The sequence below is a fragment of the Heliomarina baculiformis genome, assembly GCF_019966545.1.
In the GTDB taxonomy this organism is placed as follows: domain Bacteria; phylum Pseudomonadota; class Alphaproteobacteria; order Rhodobacterales; family Rhodobacteraceae; genus Heliomarina; species Heliomarina baculiformis.
Window position 1 is genome coordinate 631,429 of sequence record NZ_JAIMIC010000002.1, and the last position, 26,468, is coordinate 657,896.

Sequence of the window (26,468 nt, forward strand, 5' to 3'; positions counted from 1 at the left end):
TCGCGGCCCTGCAGCGCGGCGTTCACAAGGCGTTTTGCCTGTGATAGACAGGACGCAACAATAAACCCGATCGAGGCATCGAGATGAGCATTCTGAAGAAGACTTTGATGATTGGCGCGATGGTCGCCATCAGCGCCTGTACCAATGCGGGCCGCTTTGGCGACGACGCCTATGGCAGCGGCGGCGCAGGCAGCGGCGCTATCGTACCGGGGTCGGCCAATGACCCGACCTCGACCGCGTATTTCAACCAGACCGTCGGTGACCGCGTGCTTTTCCTCGTGGACCAGTCGAACCTGTCGCCCGAGGCGCAGCTTGTGCTGGACGGTCAGGCGAAATGGCTGATGACCAACGCGGATTACGTCGCCGTGATCGAAGGCCACGCGGATGAGCAGGGCACGCGCGAGTACAACCTCGCGCTGGGTGCCCGCCGGGCCAACGCGGCGCGGGAATACCTCATTTCGCGGGGCGTCGCGCCGAACCGGCTCAAGACGATCAGCTACGGCAAGGAACGCCCGATCGAGATTTGCAGCGAAGAGGCCTGCTATGCCAAGAACCGCCGCGCGGTCACGGTACTGTCGGCCGGTCTGACGGGGTAAGTCATGAAGGTCCGAGGTCTTCTTGTCGCCGCGCTGGTTCTGGTCGCTCCGGTTCCCGCAATCGCGCAGGATCGCGAACAGACGCTTGCCGATATCCGGCAGGAGCTGAACGTGCTCTACGTCGAGATGCAGAAGCTCAAGCGCGAGATGTCGACGACAGGCGCGCCGAGCGCGACGGTGACCGGTTCGTCCGTGCTTGACCGCGTAGCATCGATGGAGGCCGAGCTTCAGCGGCTGACGTCGCATACCGAGGAACTGACCAATCGGGTGAACCGGATCGTTGCGGACGGGACCAACCGGATCGGCGATCTCGAATTCCGTCTGGTCGAGCTTGAAGGCGGCGATCTGTCCAAGCTGGGCGAGACGACGACGCTCGGCGGTCCGACTGAAACCGTGCAGCCCTCGGCGGTGACGCCGCCGCCTGCCTCGGACGGGGTTCTGACGACCGAGCTGGCCGTGAGCGAGCGCACCGATTTCGAAAACGCCAGCAAGGCGCTGGACGAAGGTGACTTCCAGAAGGCGGCGCAACTGTTCGCCGGATTCAATCAGACCTATCCGGGTAGCCCGCTGGCTGCGCAGGCCGAGCTGAAACGCGGCAAGGCGCTGGATGGCGTTGGCGATACGCGCGAAGCGGCGCGGGCCTATCTGGCCAGTTTCAGCGCGGATTCCGCCGGGCCGGTGGCGCCGAGTGCGCTTTTTGAACTGGGCGCGGCGCTGGGCCGGTTGCAACAGACGGAACAGGCCTGCATCACGTTGGGCGAGGTCGGCACGCGGTTTCCGGGTGATCCCGCGGTCGCTTCGGCGCAGTCGGAAATGGCCAAGCTGGGCTGTTCTTGACCGAAAGCGAGGCGGTGATCCTGCGGGCGCTGGAAACGGCACTCGCAGATCAATCTCTTGAAAAACTGGGTGTCGCCGTATCCGGCGGGAGCGATTCAACCGCACTTTTGCATGGGCTGCAGGCGGTTCTGGGCGACCGGGTGCAGCTTTACGTCGCGACGGTGGATCACGGGCTGCGGCCCGAGGCGGCAGAAGAAGCGCAGGCCGTAGCGGCCAGCTCGGCTGCTCTCTCACTTAAACATGACACGCTGAAATGGACCGGCTGGGACGGGGCAGGGAACCTGCAGGATCAGGCGCGGCGCGCGCGGTACGGGTTGCTGGCGGAGTGGGCCAGGGCGCATGGACTGGACGCGGTGGTGCTGGGACATACGGCGGACGATCAGGCGGAAACCCTGCTGATGCGGCTGGGGCGGTCCTCGGGGATCGACGGTCTGTCGGGTATGGCCGCGGTGCGAGAGTTCGACGGCGTCCGCTTTCTGCGGCCCCTGCTTGGGGTGACACGGGCGGAGCTGCGCGCCTTTCTCACCGGGCGAGGGATCGGCTGGATCGACGATCCGAGCAACGAGAACGAATACTTTACCCGAATCCGGGCGCGTCGGGCGCTGGGGGAGCTGGACGATCTTGGGATTTCCGCGCGGGGACTGGCTGACGTAGCGGCAAATCTGGCGGAAGCCCGCGAGGCGCTTGCCTATTTCGCGCATGATGCCGCCTGTGCGCTGGTGCGAATCGACGGCGGCGATGTTCTTTTCGACATCACGGAGTTCGTCCAGTTGCCCGCCGAAACACAACGGCGTTTGCTGGTGCATGCCCTTGGTTGGATCAATCAGCGCGCCTATCCGCCGCGCCGCGCGCCGGTGGGTGACGCGCTTGCCGCCATCGCTGAAAAACGGCCCGTCACGCTGGCGGGATGCCGGGTTATCCACGGAGGCGACAGCTTTCGGATTTGTCGCGAGTTCAACGCGGTACGCGATGAAGTTTGTGCGGTTGACGGGCTATGGGACGGGCGCTGGCGGATCACTGGCGACGCGCTTGAGGGGGGCGAGATTCGGCCCCTTGGCGAGGCGGGGCTGGCGCAATGCCCGACGTGGCGTGAAACGGGGCGTCCCCATGCCGCGCTGATCGCGACACCGGCGCTCTGGCAGGGGAGTGAACTGGTCGCGGCCCCGCTTGCCGGGGCGGGCGGTTCTTGGCGCGCTGATCTGTCGTCTGGCGCGGGCTCGTTTTATACGACACTATTATCGCATTGAATCTGGCCCGTTCATCTCTATTTTAAGTCGGAAGCCAAAGCCCTGCGAAACTTGCGGGGCAAAACGAGGAGAGTTCCCTTTGGGCAATGCACGCAACATCGCGTTCTGGGTCGTTCTGTTTCTGCTGATTCTTGCCCTGTTCAACCTGTTCAACGGGCCGGGCGGCACCTTGCAGAGCCGCGAAATCACCTATTCCGACTTTGTGACGGCGGTGGAATCCGGCGAGGTCAGCCAGGCGACGCTGGATGGAGAGCAGATCCGTTTCCGCGGTGCGGGTAACGAAGACTACGTAACGATCAAGCCGGAAGATGCTGAAATCACGCAACTTCTGATCGAAAATGACATTCCGATCCGGGCCGAGAAACAGCAACAGTCGCTGTTCCAGTCCTTCCTTATCACCCTTTTGCCATTCCTGCTGCTGATCGGTGTCTGGGTTTATTTCATGAACCGGATGCAGGGCGGCGGTAAAGGCGGGGCCATGGGCTTTGGCAAGTCCAAGGCCAAGATGCTGACCGAGAAACATGGCCGTGTCACCTTTGACGACGTGGCCGGTATCGACGAGGCCAAGGAAGAGCTGGAAGAGATCGTCGAATTCCTGCGCAACCCGCAGAAGTTCAGCCGACTCGGCGGCAAGATTCCGAAAGGCGCGCTGCTCGAGGGCCCTCCGGGGACCGGTAAGACGCTGCTGGCCCGTGCGATCGCGGGCGAGGCGGGTGTGCCGTTCTTTACCATCTCGGGCTCTGACTTTGTCGAGATGTTCGTCGGTGTCGGTGCAAGCCGTGTCCGCGACATGTTCGAGCAGGCCAAGAAAAACGCCCCCTGTATCGTGTTCATCGACGAGATCGACGCGGTGGGCCGCCATCGTGGTGCCGGTTATGGCGGCGGCAATGACGAGCGTGAGCAGACGCTCAACCAGCTGCTCGTCGAGATGGACGGTTTCGAAGCCAACGAAGGTGTGATCATCATCGCGGCCACCAACCGTAAGGACGTTCTGGACCCGGCGCTGCTGCGTCCTGGCCGTTTCGACCGTCAGGTGACCGTCGGCAATCCCGACATCAAAGGCCGTGAAAAGATCCTTGGGGTTCATGCGCGCAAGACGCCGCTTGGTCCGGATGTGGATCTGCGGGTGATCGCCCGCGGGACGCCCGGTTTCTCGGGGGCCGATCTGGCTAACCTTGTGAACGAGGCGGCCCTGACCGCGGCGCGCCTGGGGCGTCGGTTCGTGGCGATGGTCGATTTCGAAAGCGCCAAGGACAAGATCATGATGGGCGCCGAGCGCCGGTCGATGGTGCTGACGCAGGACCAGAAGGAAAAGACCGCCTATCACGAAGCCGGTCACGCCATCGTGGGCATGAAACTGCCAAAGTGTGATCCGGTCTACAAGGCCACGATCATTCCGCGCGGCGGTGCGCTTGGCATGGTGATGAGCCTGCCTGAGATGGACAAGCTGCAGATGTTCAAGGACGAATGCGAACAGCGCATCGCCATGACCATGGCGGGCAAGGCTGCCGAGATCTTCAAGTACGGTGCTGCCGAAGTGTCCTCGGGTCCGGTGGGTGACATCATGCAGGCGAGCCAGCTCGCCCGGGCGATGGTTATGCGCTATGGCATGTCGGACAAGGTTGGCAACATCGACTACCAGGAAGCGGCGGCAGGCTATTCGCCCAATGGCGGGGCCGGGGGCTTTTCGGTGTCGGCGGCGACGAAAGAGCTGATCGAATCCGAGGTCAAGCGGATCATCGACGAAGGCTATGAAACGGCCCGCACCCTGATCGAGGAGAACCAGCAGGAGTTCGAATATCTTGCGCAGGGTCTGCTTGAGTACGAAACCCTGACCGGCGAGGAAATCCGCCGCGTCATGCGGGGCGAGCCGCCCACCACGGATGACGAAGATGACAACTCGGATGCGGGCAATGCGCCCAGTGTCACGGCTATTCCGAAAACCAAGCCCAAGAAATCGCCCCCCGAGGGCGGGCTGGAGCCGGAACCAAGCGCCTGACAGGCATCGAAATGAAATACGGCCGGGCATCACGCCCGGCCGTTTTCGTTTGCACCGTCTTTCAAGTCCTACCAAGGTCACCTGCTACGGGCAGCGCAAGGGTACTCTTGCAGCGGTTGGACCGCAGGGTTTGGCAGGTGCCAGTCGGGCCATGATGCCGAGGTGCCGCCATGGCGCGGCTCTGGCCGGAACAGCGTATGACTTCTGCTCCAATCCCCCCGCCCGGGATCTCGATCAGGGGTTAAGGGTCAGATTGCATTCCTTGGCGGCTTCGACAGCGGCAGCGCCTCCTGACAGGTCAAATACGACGGACATTTCGGCACCGTCTTCAAAGACGACCACCTCCTTGGCGACGGTCGCGCCCTCGGCAAAGCTGAGATCGTCCGCCTTGATATAGGTGCCGGTATATTCGACCCCCTCACGGGTGTTGCGGCGCGGCACAACGGTGACTTGCTCCTCTCCATTCACCTCAAGGAAGATCTCTTCCTTCTTGTTCTTGTGCTCTTCGGGCAAGGGCATGAATACACCAAGATAGGCGTGATTGTGATCTTTGGTCAGCCCGACCTGAACCGCGTTGCGGTTGGCGTCGAACTTTTCGATCAGGCAGGTCTGGCGTTCGTTATCGACGAAGATGATCCAGTTGCCGGATTTGCCCCATTCGGTAAAGCCATCATTTCCGGGGGGCACCGCATTCTGCGCACTTGCGATCGGTGCGGCGAGCAGGCCCGACAACAGGGTCAATATCTTGGCGGTTCTCATGAAAGTCCTCCTTCAGATCAAGTAGAAGTGTGGCAGCACATCGGCCCCATACAATCATAGGCTGTATAAAATTTTAAATGCAACAGCTTAGGTTGATTTTTGCCCAGTGTACTCGCCTTAAGCGAGTGATCGCTTACATCCGGGCCGGGCAGTGACAGGCAAGAGCCTGTCCGGCGGCGCATCCGGTTGATGTTTTGGGGTGGCTCCGGGGCGCATGTCGCGGCATACAAGAGGCTGGTCGACCTGTACCCGCGACCGACAAGGGAGCCACATGGCAGTTACAGACTGGAATCCCGAAAGCTATGGCCGTTTCGCCAGCCTGCGGCTTCGCCCGGCGCTGGACCTCTTGATGCGGGTCGGAGACCTGCCCGACGGGGATGTCTGCGATCTGGGCTGCGGCGCGGGGGCGATGGGGCTGATTCTGATGTCGCGTTACGACGGGCGACGGATCGTCGGCATCGATTCTTCACAGGCGATGCTGGAAAAGGCGCGCGGGACCGGCGGTTATGACGAGCTGATCGAAGCCGATATCGCACAGTGGGTGCCGGAAAACCCGCCCGCGCTGATCTTTTCCAATTCGGTGCTGCACTGGCTGCCGGCGCATGGGCAGCTCTTGCAGCGGCTGGCCGGTCTGCTTGCGCCGGGCGGGACGCTGGCGGTGCAGGTGCCGCATCAGAACCGGGCGCCGTCCCATCGGCTTTGGCACGATCTGGCGGAACAACTGTTCCCGGGCCGGTTCGACCCCGGATCGGGCCCGGGCGTGCTGGAGCCGGTGGATTACCATCGTGTCCTCGCGCCGCTTGGCGATGTGGCGCTTTGGGAGACCGAGTTCTACCAGCAATTGCCCGCTGCGGACGATGGCCATCCGGTGCGCCATTTTACGTCTTCGACCTATGCGCGGCCCGTCTTGCAGGTGCTGGACGAGGCAGAGACCGCGCGACTGGTCGAACGCTATGACACGGCGATGGAAACGGCCTATCCGCTGGCATCCGATGGCAGCGTCCTGTTCCCGTTCCGCCGCCTGTTCTTTACCCTGACCGTTAGATGAGATGCCCGTGGCGTCGCCTGTGAAAGTCCCGACATGCCTGTACTGATCGAATCCGAATATCGCGCCGAAGTGGTCTGGCTGGGCCATGTGCCCGGAGACCGGGAGAGCCTGCGCGCCGAGGCGGTGGACCGGCTCGACCTTGGCTTTGCCGGGGACGAAGGCGCACGGCATGAGGGCGTCAACCGTGCCTCGTGCACGCGGGTCAAGAACCTGTACCCGGTCGGTACCGAGATCAGGAACGTGCGCCAGCTGTCGATCCTTTCCGAGGAAGAACTGGCGGTGATCACCGACAAGATGAAGCTCGACGCGCTTGATCCGGGTCTGGTCGGCGCGTCGATGATCCTGCGCGGTATTCCCGATTTCACCTATGTGCCGCCATCTTCGCGCCTGCAGGCGGAGTCGGGGCTGACGCTGACCATCGACATGGAAAACCGGCCCTGCGTTCTGCCGGGACGCGAGATCGAGGCGGTCGAGCCCGGGCATGGCACGGCTTTCAAGCGGGCGGCGACGAACCGGCGGGGCGTGACCGCCTGGGTTGAACGGCCGGGGGATATCCGGGTCGGTGAAACGCTGACGCTGTTCCTGCCCGATCAGCGCGCCTGGGCGCCGAAGGGCTGAGCCTTGCTGCCGCCGAGGCATTGCGTTCCGATCGGGTGCGCGGTGCTTCGGATAGGGAACGGACAGAACGGGACGGGGAGAAAGCGCCGGAAATTCCGCTGAGCTGGCGCTAATCAACTTGTAAGAAAATCAGCGGACGATAACACCGAAAATATCCTGGGGAATTCGCAATGACATACAAGACTGACATCGAAATCGCGCGGGACGCACAGAAGCGTCCGATCCAGGAAATAGGGGAAAAGCTGGGCATCCCGACGGAGGCATTGCTGCCTTACGGGCATGACAAGGCGAAGGTCAGCCAGGATTTCATCCAGTCGCTTGACGGGCGCGAGAATGGCAAGCTGATCCTTGTCACCGCAGTCAACCCGACCCCCGCAGGCGAGGGCAAGACGACGACCACCGTGGGCTTGGGCGACGGGCTGAACCGGATCGGCAAAAAGGCGGCGGTCTGCATCCGCGAAGCCTCGCTGGGGCCGAATTTCGGGATGAAGGGCGGGGCCGCCGGGGGTGGCTATGCGCAGGTCGTTCCAATGGAAGAGATGAACCTGCATTTCACCGGCGATTTCCACGCGATCACCTCGGCGCATAACCTGCTGGCGGCGATGATCGACAACCATATCTACTGGGGCAATGCGCTGGATATCGACACCCGCCGGGTAGTCTGGCGGCGCGTGGTCGACATGAATGACCGGGCGCTGCGGCAGGTGAATGTCTCGCTTGGCGGCGTCTCGAACGGGTTCCCGCGCGAGGATGGCTATGACATTACCGTGGCCTCCGAGGTCATGGCGATCCTGTGCCTCGCACGGGACCTGGCCGATCTGCAGGAGCGGCTGGGGCGGATGATCGTCGCCTATCGCCGGGACAAGAGCCCGGTCTATTGCCGCGACATCAAGGCCGATGGTGCGATGACGGTACTGCTGAAGGATGCGATGCAGCCGAACCTCGTGCAGACGCTCGAGAATAACCCGGCTTTCGTGCATGGCGGGCCGTTTGCGAATATCGCCCATGGCTGCAATTCGGTGATCGCGACGACGACCGCGCTTCGGCTTGCGGATTACGTTGTGACCGAAGCCGGGTTCGGGGCCGATCTGGGGGCGGAAAAGTTCCTCAACATCAAGTGCCGCAAGGCCGGGCTGGCACCGTCTTGCGTTGTGCTGGTGGCGACGGTGCGGGCGATGAAGATGAACGGCGGTGTCGCCAAGGACGATCTTGGCGCGGAAAACGTGGCCGCGGTGCTCGCCGGGTGCAGCAACCTTGGCCGCCACATCGAGAACCTCGGACAGTTCGGCGTACCGGTGGTCGTGGCGATCAACCATTTCGTCACCGATACCGAGGCCGAGGTCGAAGCGGTGAAGGGCTTTGTCTCTTCGCTGGGCGCAGAGGCAGTATTGTCGCGGCACTGGGAACTGGGCTCGGAAGGCTCGGCCGATCTGGCCGCAAAAGTGGTCGAGGTGATCGACCGGGGCGAGGCCGATTTCGCGCCGCTTTATCCGGACGAGATGTCTCTGGCGGACAAGATCACCACTGTTGCCACCCGTATCTATCGCGCCGACGACGTGGTGATGCCGGTGGCGGTGAAACGTCAGCTGGAAGCCTGGGAGGCACAGGGATATGGCGATCTGCCGGTTTGCATGGCCAAGACGCAATACAGTTTCACGACCGATCCGACCCAGCGCGGCGCGCCGAGCGGGTTCAGCGTGCCGGTGCGCGAAGTGCGCCTGAGCGCGGGGGCCGGTTTTGTCGTGGCGATCTGCGGCGAGATCATGACGATGCCGGGCCTGCCGCGCCAGCCGGCTGCCGAAACGATCCGGCTGAACGCCGAGGGGCAGATCGAGGGATTGTTCTGACGCGGGCGTCGCGCGGGGCGTGAGGTCGGGACCGCCTCCGGCGGCCGTATTTGAAACGAGAAGAAGAAGGTGAGCGCATGGTCGCGAAAATCATAGACGGCAAGGAATTCGCGGCGCGGGTGCGTGGCGAGGTTGCGGCGCAGGTTTCGGCCCTGGCCGGGCACGGTCAGCCCGGGCTGGCGGTGGTGCTGGTGGGCGAGGACCCGGCAAGCCAGGTCTATGTGCGCTCGAAGGGCAAGATGACCGTCGAGGTAGGGATGAAATCGGTGGAGCACAAGCTGCCGGCCGAGACCTCGGAGGCGGAGCTGCTGACGGTGATCGCGGATCTGAACGCGGATGAGAGCATTCACGGGATTCTCGTGCAATTGCCGCTGCCGGGACACATGAACGAGGATCTGGTGATCAATGCCATCGATCCGGCCAAGGATGTGGACGGGTTTCATATCTCGAACGTCGGGTTGCTGGGGACGGGGCAGAAGAGCATGGTGCCCTGCACGCCACTGGGCTGCCTGATGATGTTGCGGGATCACCATGGCTCGCTTTCGGGGATGGATGCGGTGGTGATCGGGCGTTCGAACATCGTGGGCAAGCCGATGGCGCAGCTTTTGCTGGGCGACAGCTGCACGGTGACGATTGCGCATTCGCGGACCAAGGATCTGGCCGATGTGGTGCGGCGCGCGGATATTGTCGTGGCGGCGGTGGGCCGGCCCGAGATGGTGCCGGGCGACTGGATCAAGGAGGGGGCCACTGTGATCGACGTGGGCATCAACCGGATCGATGCGCCGGAAAAGGGCGAGGGCAAGACCCGGCTGGTCGGCGACGTGCATTTCGAAAGCGCGGTCGAACGGGCCGGAGCGATCACGCCGGTGCCGGGCGGGGTGGGGCCGATGACCATAGCCTGCCTGCTGGCCAATACGCTGACCGCGTTCTGCCGGTCGAAAGGATTGCCGGAGCCGGAGGGGCTGACCGTCTAGTCGGTTCAGTTACTCGGGCGCGATGGGGATCATCGTGCCCTGCATCACGGCGATGAGGGTTTCGCGGCCCTTGTCGTCGATGGCGTGGATGTCGCTGCCGACCACAACGATGCGCCGGCCGGATTTGATGACGTGGCCGGTGGCGCGGAGTTCGGCGCCTTTGGCCGGGGCAAGCAGGTTGATCTTGATCTCGGCGGTGAGCACGTTCCAGCCGGGATCGAGCGCGCTGATCGCCGCGTAACCGGCGGCTGTGTCGCCGAGGGCAAACGTCAGCGCCGCGTGCCCATAGCCGTTCTGTTGTTTCGTCCCCGGCAGGATCGGGGCGGCGATCTGCACCTCTCCCTTTTGGATGGTGGAAATCCGCGCGCCGATGGTTTCCATCATGGTCTGGGAGGCAAAGCTGTCACGGATCAGGGATTTGTGGCTTTCATCCAATTCGGTAGTCATTCGGCGTTTCCTTTGTCTCAGCGCGGCATTGGTACGGCGTATGCCCGGGGGCCGGTGAGAATGGCAAGCGCGTCGGGGCGCATCAGGGCGGTGAGCGTGGCATCATGGCTGCGCAAGCCCCCGGTATAGGTGCCATAGGCGGGCATGATTATGCGGTCTCGATCCGACAGAAAAGCGGCACGGGTGATGCGGCGGGCGCGGGTCGTGAGGCTGGCCTTGGGGTGGTAATGGCCCGAGATCTCGCCGCGCGCGCCGGTCTGCGCGATATGGCGGAAGGTGAGCGGGCCGAGGGTAAGATCGGCCAGATGCGTGCCGCCAAGGTCGACCGGTCCGGAGTCGTGATTGCCCTCGATCCAGATCCAGCGGCGGCCTGCCTGCATCCGGGTGAGCGTGGTCTGATCCTCGGGTGCGAGGGCGCGGGCGGCGTCGAGATCGTCGAAACTGTCGCCAAGACAGATGACCGTGGCGGGGTTCATGCGGTCGAGATCGTCGGTGAGGCGCAGCAGGGTGTCGCGGGTTTCATAGGGGGGCAGGATGGTGCCGCCGCGCCGGGCGATGCGCTCGGACTTCCCGAGGTGCAGGTCCGAGACGCAGAGCAGCCGTTCTGCGGGCCACCAGAGCGCGCCGGAGCCCAGCGCGACGAGATCGGCACCGGCAAGGGAAAGAGAGCAGTTGTTCATGCTCCGTTCCTTGCCCAGGGCGGGCGGTTTTGCAAGCGGTTTCAGGCGGTGCCGGTCAGATCGGCGATCCCGGCGGTTTCCAGCAGGCGCTCGGCCTCTTCGGCAAGCAGGCGTTCCTCGGCGGCGCCTTCGACGGGGACGCGGCCCATCTCGAGCAGCAGCGGCGCGGCGAGCGGGGTGACGCGGGACAGGCGCTTGTGATCGATGCGGCCCTGGATACGCGCGACCATTTCCTCGATGCGGCCGAAATCGACGAGGCCGGTGTGGGCTTCTTCGCGGGTGATCTTGAGCATCAGGTGGGTCGGGTCGTATTTCTGTAAAGTGTCATAGAGGATGTCGGAGGAAAACGTCGCCTGCCGCCCGGATTTGCGCGCCGAGGGCGTGTTGCGTTCGATCAGGCCGGCGATCGTGGCCGAGGCGCGAAAGGTGCGTTTCATCACCGCGTTTCCGGCGAGCCAGCTGTCGAGACCGTCCTGCAGGGCAGTAAGGTCGAAGAGCGGCGCGGGGTCGTTGAGCCGGTCGAGTCCCCAGATCAGCGTGGCGTAATCGGTGGCGACAAAGCCGAGCGGGTGCAGGCCGATCTCCTCCATCCGCTTGGTCAGCAAGAGGCCGAGGGTCTGCTGTGCGTTACGACCGGCAAAGCCGTAGACGCAGGTATGTTCGCGCCCGTCATGGGGAAAGCTCTCGATTAGCAACCGGCCTCGTTCGGGCAGACGCGAGACATCGCGCTGCAGTGCCAGCCATTCGGCGGTATGGGGCGGAAGCTCGGGCCAGTTGTCCTGCTGGAACATGCGCAGGATACGATCGGAAAGCTGGGTGGAGGTGGCAAACTTGGTCCCGGCAAAGGTGGCGATCTTGGGTTTCTTGTCGGCGCGGCGGGTGACCTCGACGGTCATTTCGCGCAACCCCTCGTAGCGCACGATCTGGCCGCCGATCAGGAAGGTATCGCCGGGGGTAAGCGAGGCCGCAAAGCCTTCCTCGATCTCACCCAGCGGCTTGCCGCCCCGGTTGCGGCGCAGGCGCACCTTGAGCGTGTCGGTATCCTGGATCGTGCCGAGGTTCATACGGATGCGCTGGGTGGCGCGGGGATCGCGCAACTGCCAGAGCCCGTCGGGGCGCTGTTTCAAGCGCTGCCAGCGGTCATAGGCGGCCAGCGCATAGCCGCCGGTCGCGCAGAAATCGAGAGACTCGTCGAATTCGGCACGGGTCAGGGCGGCATACGCCCCGGCGGTCGTGACCTCGTCATAGAGCGCGTCGGCATCGAAAGGACCGGCGCAGGCGGCGATCAGGATATGCTGGCAAAGAACGTCGCGAGGGCCGGGGCGGCGTGGCTCGCCATCCAGATCGCCTTCGCGGACGGCTTCGAGCGCGGCGACGCATTCCACCACTTCGAACCGGTTGGCGGGAACCAGCAGTGCCTTGGAGGGGGCGTTATAGCGGTGATTGGCGCGGCCGATCCGCTGTACCAGCCGTTTGACGTTTTTTGGAGCGCCGATCTGGATCACCAGATCGACATCGCCCCAGTCGATACCGAGATCGAGCGAGCCGGTGCAGACGATGGCACGCAGCTCGCCCCTCACCATCGCCGCTTCGACCCGCTGGCGCTGGGTCTTGTCGAGACTGCCGTGGTGGATACCGATAGGCAGGCTGTCGTCATTGGCGAGCCAGAGGTTGTGAAAGAAGATCTCGGCCTGAGCGCGGGTGTTGTGAAAGATCAACGTGGTCTTGTGGGCCTTGACCTGTTCCAGAACCGCCGGGATCGCATGGGCCGCGCCACCCCCGGCCCAGGGCGGGCGTTCCTCGGTCGTCAGCATCTGGATATTCGGCGCGGGGCCGGGATCGGCCAGCAGGATGTCGCAGGGGGCCGGGTGGCGGGCGAGTAGGGTGGCGATGGCGGCGGGGTCATCCACTGTCGCCGACAGCCCGACGCGACGCAGATCAGGGCAGAGCGTCTGCAAGCGCGAGAGGGCGAGGAAGAGCTGATCGCCGCGCTTGCTTTCCGACAGGGCGTGGATCTCGTCAATGACGATGCGCTTCAGCCCGGCAAAGATGCGGGGCGCGTCCTCGTATGAGATCAGCAGCGCAAGGCTTTCAGGCGTGGTCAGCAGGATCTGCGGCGGATCGACCCGCTGCCGTTTCTTCTGCGTGGCACTGGTGTCGCCGGTGCGGTCCTCGATGCGGATGTCGAGCCCCATCTCGGCCACCGGCCCGGTCAGGTTGCGTTTTATATCGGCGGCCAGCGCCTTGAGCGGGCTGACATAGAGCGTGTGCATGCCCGCACGCGGAGTCTCGGCAAGATCGACGAGGGTAGGCAGGAAACCCGCCATTGTCTTGCCGCCGCCCGTGGGGGCGATCAGCAGGGTGGCGGGGTTGTCGGCGCGCTCCAGCATGGCGCGCTGATGCGGATGGATCTCCCATCCGCGTTTCTCGAACCAGCCGGTGATGATCGGGGGAATTGCACTCATGCAGGGGATGTAGGGCGCGACCCTGGCCTTGGGAATGTCACCCCGAGGCGGTTTCGCGCATATGCGCCACGATTTCAGCCACTTCCTGCGTGAAACGGTCGGGGCCGACCTGCGCGGATTCGTCTGTCCATGCGCTGAAGCGTTCCATCAGCGGGATGAAGGTGGCGATCTCCTCCTCGCTCCAGCCCGACAGGAATTCGCCCATCACGAGGAATTTGAACCGGCGCACGGCATCGACCACCGCCTCTCCCTTGTCAGAGAGTTCCACGATGGTGCGGCGCGCGTCCTGCTGGCTGACCGCGCGGCGGGCATAGCCGCGTTCGATCAATTCGCTCACAAGGCGCGAGGCGCGGGAAGGGTCGATGCGCAACCGTTCCGCGATGGTCGAGACCATCGTCTCCTGCTGCTGGTCGGCGCCGAATTCGTTCAACGGCGCGCGGATCGCGACCAGCACGTCAAGCTGCGCCAGATCGAGTTCGTCCTTGAGTTCGAGCGCTTTCAACGCGCTATGGCCCAGTTCCTGCTTGGACACGCGGCGACGCCAGCGTTGCAGCACCGCATCAAGCGTCAGCGAGGCATCGGCAACTCGACCGTCGATTCCGGCCTTGGCCAGGAAGGCCTTTAGATTGGTGTCGCGCGTCGATATCGATCCGTCCTCCGGTTGGTTGAGCCGCATATTCCACAAAAACATGCTGCGCCGCAATACATGCCGTTGACATGTAATTGTTCGTGACACATATATGATTGCAACACAGGGCTTACCATACTCCCCCCTGAGCCCGGGATGGCCGTTCAAGCCCATGAAATGCGCCGTCCCGGCTCTTTTTTGTTCGCTAGGTTTGAAAATTGTCTGACGTACACCCGAATCCCGATTCTTCTGCCGATGACGCGCTGGACTGGACCCGCATTCGCGTGGTCCTGTCTGCCGTTGCAGTCACGCTTTTCCTGGCCTCGCTGGGGCAGACCGTTGTTACCACCGCCTTGCCCACGATTGTCGGAGAGCTGGGCGGTCTGGACCAGATCACATGGGTGATTACTGCCTATCTGCTGGCCGCCACGGTGGCCGCGCCGATTTTCGGCAAGCTGGGTGATCTGTTCGGGCGCAAGGCGATCCTGCAATCGGGGATCATCGTGTTCCTGACCGGATCGATCTTCTGTTCGCTGGCACCCAATATCTGGCTGTTGGTGCTGGGCCGTGCGGTACAGGGGCTTGGCGGCGGCGGGCTGATCGTGGTGTCGATGGCGACCATTGCCGATGTGCTGCCCCCGCGCCAGCGGGGCCGGTTCCAGGGGCTGATGGGCGCGGTGTTCGGCATGTCGACGGTGATCGGGCCGCTCGCGGGCGGGTTCATCGTGCAGCATATCAACTGGCACTGGATCTTCCTGATGAACCTGCCGCTGGGCGTGCTGGTCTTTGTCGTTCTGGCCTTTGCGCTGGAAACGCCGGAGCCGGGTAAACGCCCCAAGATCGACTACATCGGTGCCTCGTGCCTTGCGCTGCTGCTGTCGGTTCTGGTGATCGTGGCCAGCCTTGGCGGGCAGACATTCGCATGGGACAGCGCGACCATGCTGGCGCTTTACGCGGGCGCTGTGACGGCCCTGATCGGTTTCCTCGTGGCCGAGACCCGCGCGCCGGAGCCGCTTTTGCCACTGAGCCTGTTTAAAATCAACAACTTCATCGTGTCGAACTCGGTCGGTTTCATCACCGGGATCTGCATGTTTACGACGATTACCTTCGTTCCGTTCTTCATGCAGGTGGTGAAAGGCGTGTCACCCTCGGCTTCGGGTATGTTTACCTTTCCGATGATGGTCGGGCTGATCACCGCTTCGACGCTGTCCGGTCAGTTCATGTCACGGACCGGGCGGTACAAGTATCTACCGGTGTTCTCGACCCTGCTGCTGGGGCTGGCGATGACGCTGATGGCGACGCTGACACCACATACCCCGAATGGGCTGATCGTGCTCTTCATGCTGATGACGGGCCTGGGGATCGGGCCGGTGATGGGCGTCGGCGTGACCGCGATCCAGAACTGCGTGCCGCCGCGTATGGTGGGGGTCGGGACGGCCAGTGCCAACATGTTCCGCATGATCGGGGGCTCGTTGGGTACGGCAGCCTTTGGCGCGCTGTTCGCGGTCGGTCTCAGCCGCCATCTGGGTGACGTGCTGCCCGGCACTAATCCGCGCGGGTTGAGTGCCCAGACCATCGCGGCGATGGATGACGGGATGCGCGAAGCGGTCGTGCAGGGGATCGCCCATGCGCTGCACCCGGTGTTCTGGTCCGCCGCCGTTCTGGCTTGTATTGCCAGCGGCATCGCCATGCTTATGATCGAGCGGCCGCTGTCGGATACCCTACCGGGCGCCAAGGTGTCGCGGACACCGGCGCAGACGGCGCAGTCCGTGGGGCAGACCCCGGCGGAATAAACTTACCGGTTGCGTGGCTTGACGCGCAGGGTCGGATCGGCCTGCGTCGGGTCCTCGGGCCAGGGATGCTTCGGGTAGCTTGCCCGCATGTCCTTGCGTACATCCGCATAGGACCCCGCCCAGAACCCCGGCAGGTCGCGGGTGATCTGGATCGGGCGCTGGGCGGGTGACAAGAGCGTGATCTTGAGCGGCACGCCGCCGCTGGTCGGGTGACGGGTGACGCCAAATACCTCTTGCAGACGTAGCGAAATTTCGGGGCCGTCCTCGCCGTAGGTGATGGGCACCTCGCGGCCCAGCGGGGTGGTGAAGCGGGCCGGTGCCTCGCGGTCGACAAGCTGTTGCTGGTCCCAGTTCAGCATCGCGCGCAGGGCAGAGAGCAGGTCGAATCCTTTCCAGTCTTGCGCGGAACGCACGCCCGAGAGCATCGGCAAAAGCCAGTCCTCGAGGCTCTCCGTCAGCGCGGCTTCGGTCATGGCGGGTAGGTCCGCGCCCTCGGCCCGAACAAGTTCGACCCGCGCGGCAAAGCGCCATGCCGCGCCTTTCAGCCGCAAGCCGAGCATACGGATTCCGTCCAGCATGGCGCGGGCGATGGCCTCCTCCGGCGCGTCTTTCCAGATCCGGTCCGAAAGGGTGATCGCGCCGAACCTTTCCTGCTGTCGCGCCACCACGCGATTGTCGCGCCGGGACCATTCGCAGATATCGTGCCAGCCGATCTGATCCGCGAAAAGGTCGCGAATCTCGGATTCGGTGATCTGGGTGGCGAGCCGGATGCGCGCCTCACGCGGGTTGCCGTCGGTGTCGATCGCCACGAGATAGGGCGCAGTGGCGAGCGGATCGGACTCCGCCAACACCGCGCCTTTTCCGCCCGAAAGCACATAGCGTGCGGCATCGCCCTTGCGGCGCTGGCCGATGCGGTCGGGATAGGCGAGTGCAGCCATGGTGGCGGGGCTATGCGATCCGGTCGCGCCCTTCTGACGGGCCAGACGTTTGGTTTCGGTGCGGATGCGTTCGACCACCCCCCGGTTCAGCTCATACCGATGCTGGCGGGCAAACCCGCCGGGATCGCGCAGGGCTTTCAAGCGCAGCGTCAGATCGACGGGTGCGCCGCGCAGGGGGTCACGCTCGGCCATCAGGGCGGCAAGGGGGGCGGCGTCATTTCCGGCGACAACGAGCATATGCGCCAGACGCGGGTGAAAGGGCAGGGCAGAGAGCGCGCGCCCGTGCTCGGTAATGCGGCCCGCATCGTCCAATGCGCCCAGCATGTGCAGCAGGGTCTGCGCCTCGGTCATCGCGCCTTCGGGCGGGGCGGTCAGAAAGGGCAGATCGCCCGGCTGCGCGCCCCAGAGCGCCAGTTCCAGTGCCATACCGGTGAGGTCGGCCGCTTCGATCTCGGCCGGGGGAAAGGCGGCAAGCGCGCCTTCCTCGCCGCGGGTCCAGAGCCGGTAGCAGGTGCCTTCCGCGACGCGGCCCGCGCGGCCCCGGCGCTGTTCCGCCTCGGCGCGGGTGACGCGTTCGGTCACCAGCCGCGACATGCCCGAGCCCGGATCGAACCGCGCGCGGCGCGACTGGCCCGCATCCACCACGACGCGGATGTCCTCGATGGTGAGCGATGTTTCGGCGATGGAGGTCGCAAGGACGACTTTCCGGCCCTTGGCAAGCGGTGCAATGGCGGCGCGCTGGGCGTCGAATTTCATCGCGCCGAAGAGCGGGCGGATCTGGCATTCCTGCGGCAGACGGGCGCTTAGCATGGTTTCGACGCGGCGGATTTCGCCCTCGCCGGGGAGGAAGACCAGAATGCCGCCGCCGGTGGGGCGGGTTTCCTTTTCGGCCTGCACCACAAGGTCAGCCAGCGCGTCGAGCCGCCGCGCCTGTGGCCCGAGTGGGCGGTCGAGCCAGCGCGTTTCGACCGGGTAACTGCGCCCCTCGGAGGTAACGAGCGGGGCATCCATCAGCGCGCCCACAGGCCCGGCGTCGAGCGTGGCCGACATGGCCAGCAGAATCAGGTCGTCGCGCAGGGCGCCTGCGACCTCGAGGCATAGCGCGAGGCCAAGATCGGCGTTCAGTGAGCGTTCGTGGAATTCGTCGAAGATCACTGCTCCCACGCCGGGCAGGTCCGGGACGGATTGCAGCATCCGGGTCAGGATGCCTTCGGTGACAACCTCGATCCGGGTAGCTTTAGAGGTCCTGGATTCGCCGCGAATGCGATAGCCGACCCTCTGCCCGACCGGTTCGCCAAGGCTTTCGGCCATGCGCTCTGCCGCGGCGCGGGCGGCAAGGCGGCGGGGTTCGAGCATGACGATGCGGCCCTGCGTCAAACCGGCGTCGAGCATAGCAAGCGGCACGCGGGTCGTCTTGCCCGCGCCGGGGGGCGCCTGCAGCACGGCGCGGCCACGGTCGCGCAGGGCGTCGATCAGATCGGGCAGGGCCGCTTCGATGGGCAGGGTGGTTTTTGACATGGCTCGCTTATCGCCAAAGCGGCGGGCAAGGTCCAGCGGGGCGGCTCTGGACATTGCGGGGCTCGATGCGTCATGTATCCGAGGCGAAAAGACGGGACGCAGGCATGGATATCAAAGAGCTGGGCGCAAAGATCCTTACGGGCGACCGGCGCGCTCTGGCGCGGGCAATCACGCTGGTGGAAAGCCGCCGCGACGATCATCGCGCCGCCGCCGGAGAGCTGCTGGACGAATTGGCAGGGTCAGGGCGCGAGGCGCTGCGGATCGGACTTTCCGGTACGCCGGGGGTGGGCAAATCCACCTTTATCGAGAGTTTCGGCATGATGCTGACCGCGCAGGGGCTGCGCGTCGCGGTGCTGGCCGTCGATCCGTCGAGCGCGCGCTCGGGCGGATCGATCCTGGGCGACAAGACCCGGATGGACCGTCTGTCGCGCGATCCGAACGCCTTTATCCGGCCCTCGCCCAGCCAGACGCATCTGGGCGGAGTGGCGCGCCGCTCACGCGAGGCGGTGGCGCTGTGCGAGGCGGCGGGGTTCGACGTGGTGCTGATTGAAACCGTGGGTGTTGGTCAGTCGGAAACCGTGGTCGCGGAAATGTCCGATCTGTTCGTGCTCTTGCTGGCCCCGGCGGGCGGCGACGAATTGCAGGGCGTCAAACGTGGTATCATGGAGATGGCCGACCTGATACTTGTGAACAAAGCCGATGGCGATCTGAAACCCGCTGCGATGCGCACCTGCAGCGATTACGCGGGCGCGCTGCGGCTCTTGCGCAAACGCCCGCAGGATCCCGAGGGTTTTCCCAAGGCGCTGATGGTTTCGGCTGTCGAGGAAAGCGGTCTGGACAAGGCCTGGGAAGAAATGCGCGCGCTGACCGACTGGCGGCGCGAGAACGGTCACTGGCAGGGACGGCGGGCGGCGCAGGCGCGGTACTGGTTCCGGCAGGAGGTGCAGCAGGCGCTGATGTCGCAGCTTGAAACTCCGGCGATGCGCGCGCTGATGGAAGAGCTTGGCGACAAGGTGGCCGACGGCGATATGGCCCCGGTCATGGCGGCGCGCGAAATCCTTGGCAGGGTGGGTGAAACGCCTGCCGAGCCGGACTAGGGCGGATTTGCCGGGAAAGCCGGTCTTCGCCCTTGACGCTTGCTGCGATTCCCCCTAAACGCAGCAAACGAATTCAGGGCGCGGCGATTTGCGGCGTCCTTATGTTTTGACCGGGCCACCTGACGCGCCCGATGACGAACCAGAGGATGATCTCATGTCGCGCGTTTGCGAATTGACCGGAAAAGGCCCGATGTCTGGCAACAATGTCAGCCACGCCAACAACAAAACCCGTCGGCGTTTCCTGCCGAACCTGAACGATGTTACCCTGCAGTCCGAAACGCTCGGTCGCGGCATCAAGATGCGCATCTCCGCATCTGCGCTGCGCAGCGTTGACCACCGCGGTGGGCTCGACAAGTTCCTTGCAAAAGCCAAGGACACTGAACTGTCGACCCGCGTTCTGAAGATCAAGAAAGAGATCGCCAAAGCTTCCGCTTCGGCCTGATCCGTTTCTGACGATCACGAAATGCAAAGCTCCGCTCCGGCGGGGCTTTTTGCGCTTGTCGCGTCTGTCGGAATAAAACGTAACGAGGAGAGAACCATGTCGGTGAAAACGATCCTGCTGGGGGGCGTCATGGCGGCGCTGGCGTCTGTGGCGATGGCCGGAGAGAGCATCGAGGTCCGCGACGGTTACCTGATCACATCGCGCCCGAACGCGCCCACGGCGGCGGCCTTCATGGAACTTGCGAACAGCGGCGATCAGGATGACCGGCTGGTGTCGGCCGCGAGCGAGGCCGCCTCGATGGTGGCGCTGCATACGCATGATGTCGACGACAACGGCGTGGCCCGGATGGGAGAGATCGAGGGTGGTCTGCCCGTAACCGCTGGGTCGACGCGCGCGTTGGAACGGGGCGGCGACCATATCATGCTGATGGGATTGACGCGCCCGCTGAATGATGGCGACACGGTGCCTGTCACGCTGACCTTTGAGCGGGCAGGCGAGATCACCATCGACCTGCCGGTCAATCCGGCCCGTTAAGACCCCAATAGCTCGCTGACCCAGGCCGGGACGGTCTGTCCCGCCGGGCCCGGGCGGGTTTCTGCGAAATCGGACACGACGGCGGACGGGTCAAGGTTCAGCTCGATCGTGTGAGCGCCCGCAGCGGCAGCTTCCTGCACAAAGGCGGCGGCGGGGTAGACCTGACCCGAGGTGCCGATGGCGGCGAACAGATCCGCCTCGGCGAGATGGGCAAAGATTTCCTCCATGTGATAGGGCATTTCGCCGAACCAGACGACATCGGGCCGTGCGCTCGGGTTGGCGCATTGAGGGCAGGGCTCTCCGACCGCCATGCTCTCGGGGGCGGCCCACCGGTGGCCACAGGTGGCGCAGAGCGCCCCGGCCAGTTCACCATGCATGTGGATGACCGATTCAGATCCGCCCGCTTCGTGCAGCGCATCGACATTCTGGGTGACGATCACCACCTCGCCCGGCCATTCCCGCTGCAACCGGGCCAGCGCCTGATGGGCGGGGTTAGGTTCTGCTTTTGCGGCGGCCTGACGGCGCTGGTTGTAAAACTCCTGAACCAGCGCGGGGTTGCGGGCAAAGCCCTCGGGCGTGGCGACGTCCTCGATCCGATGCTGCGACCAAAGCCCGCCCTCGTCGCGGAACGTGCCCATGCCGCTTTCGGCGGATATGCCCGCCCCGGTCAGGATGACGATTTTTTCGGGTCTTCTCTGGCTGGTCATGGCAGGCGCTTTCACTTTAGTCTCTTGCCCGGACCCTAACCAAGAGCGATGCCTGATGCCCAGAAGAATTCTCTTTGTTTGCCTTGGCAATATCTGCCGTTCTCCCGCCGCCGAAGGGGTAATGCGGGTGCGTCTGCCGGGGTATGAATACGACAGCGCGGGCACCTCGGGCTGGCATGTCGGAGAGCCGCCCTACCCGCCGATGCGCCGGGCCGCCGCCGAGCGCGGCTATCCTATCGACGATTTCAGGGCACGGCAGTTTTCGCCCGGTGATTTCGACGCCTTCGACCTTATCGTGACGATGGATGACGACAATCTTGCGGCGGTCGAGGCGATGCGTCCGCAAGGGTCTGACACGCGGGTTCTGCGCTGCGTCGATTTCCTGACCGCCCCGGTGAGCGATCATGTGCCCGATCCCTATCATACCGGCGATTTCGAAACTGTTCTGGATATGCTGGAAGAGGCCGCGCCCGGTTTGGAACTGGCGATGAAGCAGGCAGAAACGGGCGGAGTATTAAGCAAAACCAAATCTGGGCGGTCCTGATTCGGAATCTCACATCTTGGCCATTGTCTTGCCGTGATCGCGTGCGTTGATGGATGAAACGCAGCCTTTGACGTGGTTTCATGCGATCAGCGACACGCATATCCAGACCGACAGCGCGGAGGGTTTTGGCCCGCTCGCACGGATCAGGAGTCGATGACGCTGAAACGTCCCGACAGCCACGGGAGCTGCGTCAGCGCCGGATCGATCACGTGGTTCTGCACGAGTTGCCGCATCGTGCGGGAGACGTCGCGGGGCACCTGATCGACCCAGTCGGTCCCGGCGAAAAGCGAGATATTGCGCGAAAAGGCTCCGAAGGGCAGCGGGAACACATCGATGTCCGGGTGCGAACGCGCCGCGCGCATATAGCCGAGTGGCGTGGTGATCGCCCAGCCGATACGCCGCGCCACCATCGCCATCAGGGCCGGGTTCGAGCCGATCTCAAAACGGGTTTCAAAATCGAGTTTCTGGCGCGCCAGATGGGCTTCGATTTGCCGGGCGATCAGCTGGTCGCGGCTGTAGCGCAGCAACGGAAGCTCGGCCAGATCGCCCATGATATCGTTCTTGTTGCGCACGATCCCATGCGGCGCGACGAGGATGAAAGGGTCACGCACGATCGGGTATTCGGTTATGCCTGGCGCCACATCGCCGGTGCTTGCGGCCACCGCCATGTGCAATTCGCGCGCCTTCATCGCCTCCTGGATCTGCGTGCTCGACGCGGTGATCAGCTTGAAGCGGCACTTGGTCAGGCTTTCGGCCAGAACGGTGGCAAGGCGCGGCGTAAGATCGCTGTCGAAATCGTCGATCAGCCCGACAGAGAGCGTGCTGAGATGGCTGAGATCCATCACCGTCAACTCGCTTTGGGCAAGGCGCAGTTCGTTCAGCACAGCCTCGGTACGCGTGAGAAAGCTGCGACCGGCGGGGGTGACGCGCATGGGGCGGCGGCTGTGGTCCACCAGTTCGGTGCCCAGCGCGGTTTCGAGATTGCGCAACTGCTGGCTCACGGCGGGCTGGCTGAGGCCGGTTATATCGGCCGCCTGCGCCACCGATCCCGTCGAGGCCAGCGCCTCGAAAACTTCGAGCCCGCGCAGGGTGACACCTTTGATAAGCAGCTTTTTGACCTCCGGGGTTTCACTATTTGTGAAACTCCGGCTGTTAAGGGTCAAGGGCCAAATCCGAAAGGCTCCGCATGATGGCGACGCAATATCTCAAGCAATCCGCGATTCCCGATCATGGGTCGGACGAACAGACTGTTGCGATCGTGCAGTCGATGCTGGCCCGGATCGCCGAAGAGGGCGAGGCCGCGGTTCGGGACTATGCCGAAACGCTGGACGGCTGGACCGGGCCGATTGTCGTGACCGAGGCGCAGATCGAGGCAGCTGCGGGACAACTGCCCGAGGATCTCAAGGCTGACATACGCTATGCACATGAAAACATTCGCGCCTTTGCCCTTGCCCAGCGGGCCAGCGCGCATGACATGGAAATAGAACTGCGCCCCGGACTTTTTGCCGGTCAGCGCCATATTCCGCTGACCACCGCCGGTTGCTACGTGCCGGGCGGGCGCTATGCGCATATCGCTTCGGCGCTGATGTCGATCACCACGGCGCGGGCGGCGGGTGTGAGCAGTGTGATCGCCTGCACGCCGGCGCGCGGTGCCGAGGGGCCGGCCCCGGCCGTGCTTTACGCGATGCAGCTTGCCGGGGCGGATCGCATCCTGACCCTGGGCGGTGTGCAGGGGATCGCCGCTTTGGCGCATGGCCTGTTCGGCGGTGCGCCCGCCGATATTCTCGTGGGCCCGGGCAACCAGTTCGTGGCCGAGGCCAAGCGCCAGATGTTTGGCCCTGTCGGCATCGACATGTTCGCGGGGCCGACGGATTCCCTGATTGTGGCCGATGACACGGCGGATGCGCTGACCGTGGCCTGGGATCTTGTGGGGCAGGCGGAACATGGCGCCAATTCGCCGGTCACGCTGATCACCGACGACGCAAGCCTTGCGCGCGACGTGATGCGGGTGGTGCCGCGCTGTATCGCCGAATTGCCGGAGTCGAACGCGCAGGCCGCTCGTGCCGCCTGGGAAGCGATGGGCGAGGTGATCCTGTGCGAAGACCGCGAGGAAATGGCCGTTCAGGCCGATCTTGCAGGGCCCGAGCATCTGCATGTGCAGGCCCGCGACCTAGACTGGTGGAAAGATCGTCTGCGGTCCTACGGCTCGCTGTTCCTTGGTGAGAACACCACTGTTGCCTTTGGCGACAAAGCCGCCGGGCCGAACCATGTGCTGCCCACGGCGGGGGCGGCGCGGTATACGGGCGGGCTGAGCGTGCACAAATTCCTCAAGACCGTCACATGGCAACGGGTCGAGGATCAGGCGCTGCCCGATCTGGCGCAGGCCACCGCAAATATCTCGCGCCACGAGGGGATGGAAGGCCACGCCCGCACCGCCGACATCCGGCTGGACCGGTTCAGTCCGCCGCCGATGGTTGCCAATAGTGGTAGTTAGGCCTCAGGTGCAAATCTTGGCAGCCTGATCGCCAAAATCGCGCCAGCGTTTCCAGAATGCGGAATGGGAGCTGCTGCTTGACTGACGGATTTCCTGTGCCGCGTGAGGATCGCCGAAAAAGCTGGCGCCAAGACGTTGATCGCTACCAGAAAGCGTCTGGTTGGCGACGCTTTGCACGCAGCTGCACCGTTGAACCGTCGCGCCCTTGCGCCCCTGTTCAAGACAGGCGGAGTTGATCGGCCCGCCGACAACCCGTGTCATTCCGCCGTGCCCGCGCTGCCCGCCGCCACAAGCCCCAAGCGCCGTGACCGCCAGTGCCAAAACCAACATACCCTTCATGCAAACTGCCCTTTTTTCGCCTGCGTTTTATCCCTGCCGGTGTATCCCCGGCTGCGGCGCAATATGAAGCATTCCGGGCAGTGGTTCAATCTGGTTGACCGATCAAGGACTTCACGTTGCAAAGAGGAAATGGCTCTCGTTCAGGTTCGAATACTGGTTCTGAATGATGATATCGACGATCAGCACTTCGTTGGCAAAACCGATGGTGTAGCGTTCATTGACATTGCTGATCGACAGGTCGTCGTAGGTGAGGCCGGGGCCGAAATGGGTGAGATCAATGGTCTCCCGGTCGAAATCCCTGATGTAGTCGGTCTCGCCATCCGCGATAAAGACGAAGTGATCGCGGTCAGTGCCGCCATAGAGGATGTCTTCGCCTGTGCCGTCGATCAGCGTGTCCTCGCCGCTGGCGCCCTTTAACAGGTCATCCCCGTCGCGGCCAAAGAGGAAATCGTCTCCGCCGCCACCGATCAGCGTGTCATCGCCCTCGCGCCCGTCGAGCATATCGTTGCCGCCCTGACCATAGAGCTTGTCCGACCCGTCATCGCCGATCAGAAAATCGTCGCCACCGCCGCCCTTGAGCTTGTCATTGCCGTCCCCGCCAAAAAGGCTGTCACCCCCGGCGCGACCGATAAGCTTGTCTTTGCCGTTGCCGCCGTCGATGGCATCGTCGCCATTACCGCCATCAATCCTGTCCTTGCCGTCCAGTCCGGTGATCTGGTCATTCTGGCCGGTGCCGCTGATCGTGTCGTTCGTGTTGCTGCCCTCGATCACCGTGGATTCAGGTTTGAATTCAAAGGACTGAACGGAATCCTCCTGACCGCTGAGGGAAAAGAGGAATTGTTTGCCGCCGATCTCCGCCTCGTCGAGCTGAAGAATGAATTCCTCGGAATCGGGGCCGAAATCATAGCTGTCGATCCGGGTGAGCGCGCCGCGTTCAGACATTTGGAAAATCACCAGCGGGGTCTTGAACCCGCCCGCCGCAACGTAGTGCACGCCCTCGAATTCAAAGGCACGCAACACCCCGGCATCCGCGCCGGTCACCCAATCGTCAGCGGCAATCACCTGATCGACAAGCAGCAAATCTCCGTTTTCGTCGACCTCGTAGACAACCGCCCGTCCGCGGTCGTCTTCGGTGACCACGGCAAAGCCGCGTTTGCCGATTTCGACGGTTTCGACATCGCTGACGTTATGGCGTTCGATGGCGCCGTCGTAATGTGGCGCGTCAAAGGTATGGGTAAGCGACCCGTCACGCTTGAACTGGTGCACCTGTAACTCGGGGCCCAGATCCTTGCTTGAAACAAGGAAGGCCTTGCCACCCACCGTCACCGTATCATTGATATAGGCCATCCCATGCTCAAGCTCGGTGGCGGCAAGCTCTTTTATCCGGCCGCTTTTGGCGATCTTGTAGGTGGTCACGACATCCTCGGCATAGGTGGTGGTGCCGGTTGTCGTGTAAACCACGTCTTTCTTGCCGATTTTTAGGGTATTGAGCGGATAGCTCGTCAGCGGATCGGTAGCCTCGAAATCCACGATCACAGGCGCGCCGCTGGCGTTCAGCTTGATCGTGACGATGGCCTTGGTCGAGATATTCGGCGTCCCCGGTTCCGTGATATGGGTCGCGAGCAGCGCAAATTCCTTGCCGCCCTTTGTAAAGCTAAGCGGCTTGCTGCCCGACATGTATCGGCCAAGGTCATCCTGAGTCCGGTTGGTCAGGTAGACATCATCGACCGAGAGTTTGCCCGACCCGGCGATGTCGACAACGGCGATACCGCCACCCACGCCGCTCGCCAGCAGGTGGGGCTTGCCCTTGATGGTAGTGAAATCAATCGCGAAGGGCATGATGTAGCTGCTGCCATAGGCATGCGTATAGGAAAAATCACGCTCGTCCTGAAGCGAGCCGGTCCGGAGAATCGACAT

The 26,468-nt window shown here is 63.7% G+C and carries 24 protein-coding genes; 14 read left to right on the forward strand and 10 right to left on the reverse strand.

Going from position 1 to position 26,468, the window contains the following annotated elements; genetic code table 11:
• Positions 1-83 precede the first annotated feature (83 nt).
• The 4 genes from pal to ftsH all read left to right on the forward strand — a co-directional run bounded on the left by pal (position 84) and on the right by ftsH (position 4,679).
• The gene (gene pal / locus MF268_RS06695; protein WP_238370105.1) at positions 84-596 is read left to right on the forward strand and encodes a peptidoglycan-associated lipoprotein Pal; all 513 of its coding nucleotides are present in this window, start codon (positions 84-86) and stop codon (positions 594-596) included.
• Between the two features lie 3 nt (positions 597-599).
• Positions 600-1,433 carry a tol-pal system protein YbgF gene (gene ybgF / locus MF268_RS06700; RefSeq protein ID WP_238370106.1) on the forward strand — a complete coding sequence of 278 codons (834 nt, stop codon included), beginning with the start codon at positions 600-602 and terminating at the stop codon, positions 1,431-1,433.
• Positions 1,430-2,680, forward strand: a complete 1,251-nt coding sequence (tilS, locus tag MF268_RS06705; RefSeq protein WP_238370107.1) for a tRNA lysidine(34) synthetase TilS — start codon at positions 1,430-1,432, stop codon at positions 2,678-2,680. The genes ybgF and tilS overlap by 4 nt, the downstream gene beginning before the upstream one ends.
• A 79-nt stretch (positions 2,681-2,759) precedes the next feature.
• Complete coding sequence (ftsH, locus tag MF268_RS06710; RefSeq protein WP_238370108.1) at positions 2,760-4,679, forward strand: ATP-dependent zinc metalloprotease FtsH; 1,920 nt, start codon at positions 2,760-2,762, stop codon at positions 4,677-4,679.
• 234 nt (positions 4,680-4,913) lie between these two features.
• Here ftsH and MF268_RS06715 read toward each other — a convergent pair whose 3' ends face one another.
• Entirely contained in the window at positions 4,914-5,438 is a 525-nt protein-coding gene (locus MF268_RS06715; RefSeq protein WP_238370109.1) for a hypothetical protein, read from the reverse strand.
• A gap of 271 nt (positions 5,439-5,709) precedes the next feature.
• Here MF268_RS06715 and MF268_RS06720 point away from each other — a divergent pair, with 271 nt between their 5' ends.
• From MF268_RS06720 to folD, 4 genes are all read left to right on the forward strand, one after another.
• On the forward strand, positions 5,710-6,486 hold the full coding sequence (locus tag MF268_RS06720) for a methyltransferase domain-containing protein (protein ID WP_238370110.1): 777 nt from the start codon (positions 5,710-5,712) through the stop codon (positions 6,484-6,486).
• Between the two features lie 33 nt (positions 6,487-6,519).
• Positions 6,520-7,104 (forward strand): MOSC domain-containing protein, encoded by a 585-nt coding sequence (locus tag MF268_RS06725; RefSeq protein WP_238370111.1) that lies wholly within the window; start codon positions 6,520-6,522, stop codon positions 7,102-7,104.
• A 170-nt stretch (positions 7,105-7,274) separates the two neighbouring features.
• A complete protein-coding gene (locus tag MF268_RS06730) occupies positions 7,275-8,951 on the forward strand; it encodes a formate--tetrahydrofolate ligase (protein ID WP_238370112.1) in 1,677 nt (558 codons plus the stop codon).
• Positions 8,952-9,028: 77 nt separating this feature from the next.
• On the forward strand, positions 9,029-9,925 hold the full coding sequence (gene folD / locus MF268_RS06735) for a bifunctional methylenetetrahydrofolate dehydrogenase/methenyltetrahydrofolate cyclohydrolase FolD (RefSeq protein WP_238370113.1): 897 nt from the start codon (positions 9,029-9,031) through the stop codon (positions 9,923-9,925).
• A 9-nt stretch (positions 9,926-9,934) separates the two neighbouring features.
• On the opposite strand, the gene MF268_RS06740 is transcribed toward folD, so the two are convergent.
• The 4 genes from MF268_RS06740 to MF268_RS06755 are packed head-to-tail and all read right to left on the reverse strand — an operon-like array spanning position 9,935 to position 14,208.
• Complete coding sequence (locus MF268_RS06740; RefSeq protein ID WP_238370114.1) at positions 9,935-10,372, reverse strand: PaaI family thioesterase; 438 nt, start codon at positions 10,370-10,372, stop codon at positions 9,935-9,937.
• Between the two features lie 17 nt (positions 10,373-10,389).
• The gene (gene pdeM / locus MF268_RS06745; RefSeq protein ID WP_238370115.1) at positions 10,390-11,052 is read right to left on the reverse strand and encodes a ligase-associated DNA damage response endonuclease PdeM; all 663 of its coding nucleotides are present in this window, start codon (positions 11,050-11,052) and stop codon (positions 10,390-10,392) included.
• A 41-nt stretch (positions 11,053-11,093) separates the two neighbouring features.
• Positions 11,094-13,517, reverse strand: a complete 2,424-nt coding sequence (locus tag MF268_RS06750; RefSeq protein WP_238370116.1) for a ligase-associated DNA damage response DEXH box helicase — start codon at positions 13,515-13,517, stop codon at positions 11,094-11,096.
• A gap of 37 nt (positions 13,518-13,554) precedes the next feature.
• Entirely contained in the window at positions 13,555-14,208 is a 654-nt protein-coding gene (locus MF268_RS06755; protein WP_238370117.1) for a MarR family winged helix-turn-helix transcriptional regulator, read from the reverse strand.
• A 155-nt stretch (positions 14,209-14,363) separates the two neighbouring features.
• Here MF268_RS06755 and MF268_RS06760 point away from each other — a divergent pair, with 155 nt between their 5' ends.
• Positions 14,364-15,938, forward strand: a complete 1,575-nt coding sequence (locus MF268_RS06760; protein WP_238370118.1) for an MDR family MFS transporter — start codon at positions 14,364-14,366, stop codon at positions 15,936-15,938.
• A gap of 2 nt (positions 15,939-15,940) precedes the next feature.
• On the opposite strand, the gene hrpB is transcribed toward MF268_RS06760, so the two are convergent.
• Positions 15,941-18,394, reverse strand: coding sequence for an ATP-dependent helicase HrpB (hrpB, locus tag MF268_RS06765; protein ID WP_238370221.1), 2,454 nt, complete (start codon positions 18,392-18,394; stop codon positions 15,941-15,943).
• 104 nt (positions 18,395-18,498) lie between these two features.
• Here hrpB and meaB point away from each other — a divergent pair, with 104 nt between their 5' ends.
• The 3 genes from meaB (at position 18,499) to MF268_RS06780 (ending at position 20,467) form a co-directional block, all read left to right on the forward strand.
• Positions 18,499-19,491, forward strand: a complete 993-nt coding sequence (meaB, locus tag MF268_RS06770; RefSeq protein WP_238370119.1) for a methylmalonyl Co-A mutase-associated GTPase MeaB — start codon at positions 18,499-18,501, stop codon at positions 19,489-19,491.
• Between the two features lie 154 nt (positions 19,492-19,645).
• Positions 19,646-19,933: a 50S ribosomal protein L28 gene (gene rpmB / locus MF268_RS06775; RefSeq protein ID WP_238370120.1), complete on the forward strand. Its 288-nt coding sequence runs from the start codon at positions 19,646-19,648 to the stop codon at positions 19,931-19,933.
• A 96-nt stretch (positions 19,934-20,029) separates the two neighbouring features.
• Positions 20,030-20,467 (forward strand): copper chaperone PCu(A)C, encoded by a 438-nt coding sequence (locus tag MF268_RS06780; RefSeq protein ID WP_238370121.1) that lies wholly within the window; start codon positions 20,030-20,032, stop codon positions 20,465-20,467.
• On the opposite strand, the gene MF268_RS06785 is transcribed toward MF268_RS06780, so the two are convergent.
• Entirely contained in the window at positions 20,464-21,174 is a 711-nt protein-coding gene (locus MF268_RS06785; RefSeq protein WP_238370122.1) for an NAD-dependent deacylase, read from the reverse strand. The genes MF268_RS06780 and MF268_RS06785 overlap by 4 nt on opposite strands.
• Before the next feature lie 55 nt (positions 21,175-21,229).
• Here MF268_RS06785 and MF268_RS06790 point away from each other — a divergent pair, with 55 nt between their 5' ends.
• Positions 21,230-21,718: a low molecular weight protein-tyrosine-phosphatase gene (locus MF268_RS06790; RefSeq protein ID WP_238370123.1), complete on the forward strand. Its 489-nt coding sequence runs from the start codon at positions 21,230-21,232 to the stop codon at positions 21,716-21,718.
• Positions 21,719-21,861: 143 nt separating this feature from the next.
• Here the strand turns inward: MF268_RS06790 and MF268_RS06795 are convergent, their stop codons facing one another.
• Entirely contained in the window at positions 21,862-22,827 is a 966-nt protein-coding gene (locus MF268_RS06795) for a LysR family transcriptional regulator (RefSeq protein WP_238370222.1), read from the reverse strand.
• An 80-nt stretch (positions 22,828-22,907) separates the two neighbouring features.
• Between MF268_RS06795 and hisD the strand changes: the two genes are divergently transcribed.
• A complete protein-coding gene (gene hisD, locus MF268_RS06800) occupies positions 22,908-24,212 on the forward strand; it encodes a histidinol dehydrogenase (RefSeq protein ID WP_238370223.1) in 1,305 nt (434 codons plus the stop codon).
• A 3-nt stretch (positions 24,213-24,215) separates the two neighbouring features.
• Here hisD and MF268_RS06805 read toward each other — a convergent pair whose 3' ends face one another.
• Together MF268_RS06805 and MF268_RS06810 are read right to left on the reverse strand one after the other, a co-directional pair.
• Complete coding sequence (locus tag MF268_RS06805) at positions 24,216-24,551, reverse strand: hypothetical protein (RefSeq protein WP_238370124.1); 336 nt, start codon at positions 24,549-24,551, stop codon at positions 24,216-24,218.
• Positions 24,552-24,662: 111 nt separating this feature from the next.
• The gene (locus tag MF268_RS06810) at positions 24,663-26,468 is read right to left on the reverse strand and encodes a calcium-binding protein (protein ID WP_238370125.1); all 1,806 of its coding nucleotides are present in this window, start codon (positions 26,466-26,468) and stop codon (positions 24,663-24,665) included.

Bases quoted from the DNA above. Each gene is read 5' to 3' on its own strand.
- pal (WP_238370105.1), top strand. From the start codon at position 84: ATGAGCATTCTGAAGAAGACTTTGATGATTGGCGCGATGGTCGCCATC.
- ybgF (WP_238370106.1), top strand. From the start codon at position 600: ATGAAGGTCCGAGGTCTTCTTGTCGCCGCGCTGGTTCTGGTCGCTCCG.
- MF268_RS06715 (WP_238370109.1), bottom strand. From the start codon at position 5,438: ATGAGAACCGCCAAGATATTGACCCTGTTGTCGGGCCTGCTCGCCGCA.
- MF268_RS06720 (WP_238370110.1), top strand. From the start codon at position 5,710: ATGGCAGTTACAGACTGGAATCCCGAAAGCTATGGCCGTTTCGCCAGC.
- MF268_RS06725 (WP_238370111.1), top strand. From the start codon at position 6,520: ATGCCTGTACTGATCGAATCCGAATATCGCGCCGAAGTGGTCTGGCTG.
- MF268_RS06730 (WP_238370112.1), top strand. From the start codon at position 7,275: ATGACATACAAGACTGACATCGAAATCGCGCGGGACGCACAGAAGCGT.
- folD (WP_238370113.1), top strand. From the start codon at position 9,029: ATGGTCGCGAAAATCATAGACGGCAAGGAATTCGCGGCGCGGGTGCGT.
- MF268_RS06740 (WP_238370114.1), bottom strand. From the start codon at position 10,372: ATGACTACCGAATTGGATGAAAGCCACAAATCCCTGATCCGTGACAGC.
- pdeM (WP_238370115.1), bottom strand. From the start codon at position 11,052: ATGAACAACTGCTCTCTTTCCCTTGCCGGTGCCGATCTCGTCGCGCTG.
- MF268_RS06750 (WP_238370116.1), bottom strand. From the start codon at position 13,517: ATGAGTGCAATTCCCCCGATCATCACCGGCTGGTTCGAGAAACGCGGA.
- MF268_RS06755 (WP_238370117.1), bottom strand. From the start codon at position 14,208: ATGTTTTTGTGGAATATGCGGCTCAACCAACCGGAGGACGGATCGATA.
- hrpB (WP_238370221.1), bottom strand. From the start codon at position 18,394: ATGTCAAAAACCACCCTGCCCATCGAAGCGGCCCTGCCCGATCTGATC.
- meaB (WP_238370119.1), top strand. From the start codon at position 18,499: ATGGATATCAAAGAGCTGGGCGCAAAGATCCTTACGGGCGACCGGCGC.
- rpmB (WP_238370120.1), top strand. From the start codon at position 19,646: ATGTCGCGCGTTTGCGAATTGACCGGAAAAGGCCCGATGTCTGGCAAC.
- MF268_RS06780 (WP_238370121.1), top strand. From the start codon at position 20,030: ATGTCGGTGAAAACGATCCTGCTGGGGGGCGTCATGGCGGCGCTGGCG.
- MF268_RS06785 (WP_238370122.1), bottom strand. From the start codon at position 21,174: ATGACCAGCCAGAGAAGACCCGAAAAAATCGTCATCCTGACCGGGGCG.
- MF268_RS06790 (WP_238370123.1), top strand. From the start codon at position 21,230: ATGCCCAGAAGAATTCTCTTTGTTTGCCTTGGCAATATCTGCCGTTCT.
- hisD (WP_238370223.1), top strand. From the start codon at position 22,908: ATGGCGACGCAATATCTCAAGCAATCCGCGATTCCCGATCATGGGTCG.
- MF268_RS06805 (WP_238370124.1), bottom strand. From the start codon at position 24,551: ATGAAGGGTATGTTGGTTTTGGCACTGGCGGTCACGGCGCTTGGGGCT.
- MF268_RS06810 (WP_238370125.1), bottom strand. From the start codon at position 26,468: ATGTCGATTCTCCGGACCGGCTCGCTTCAGGACGAGCGTGATTTTTCC.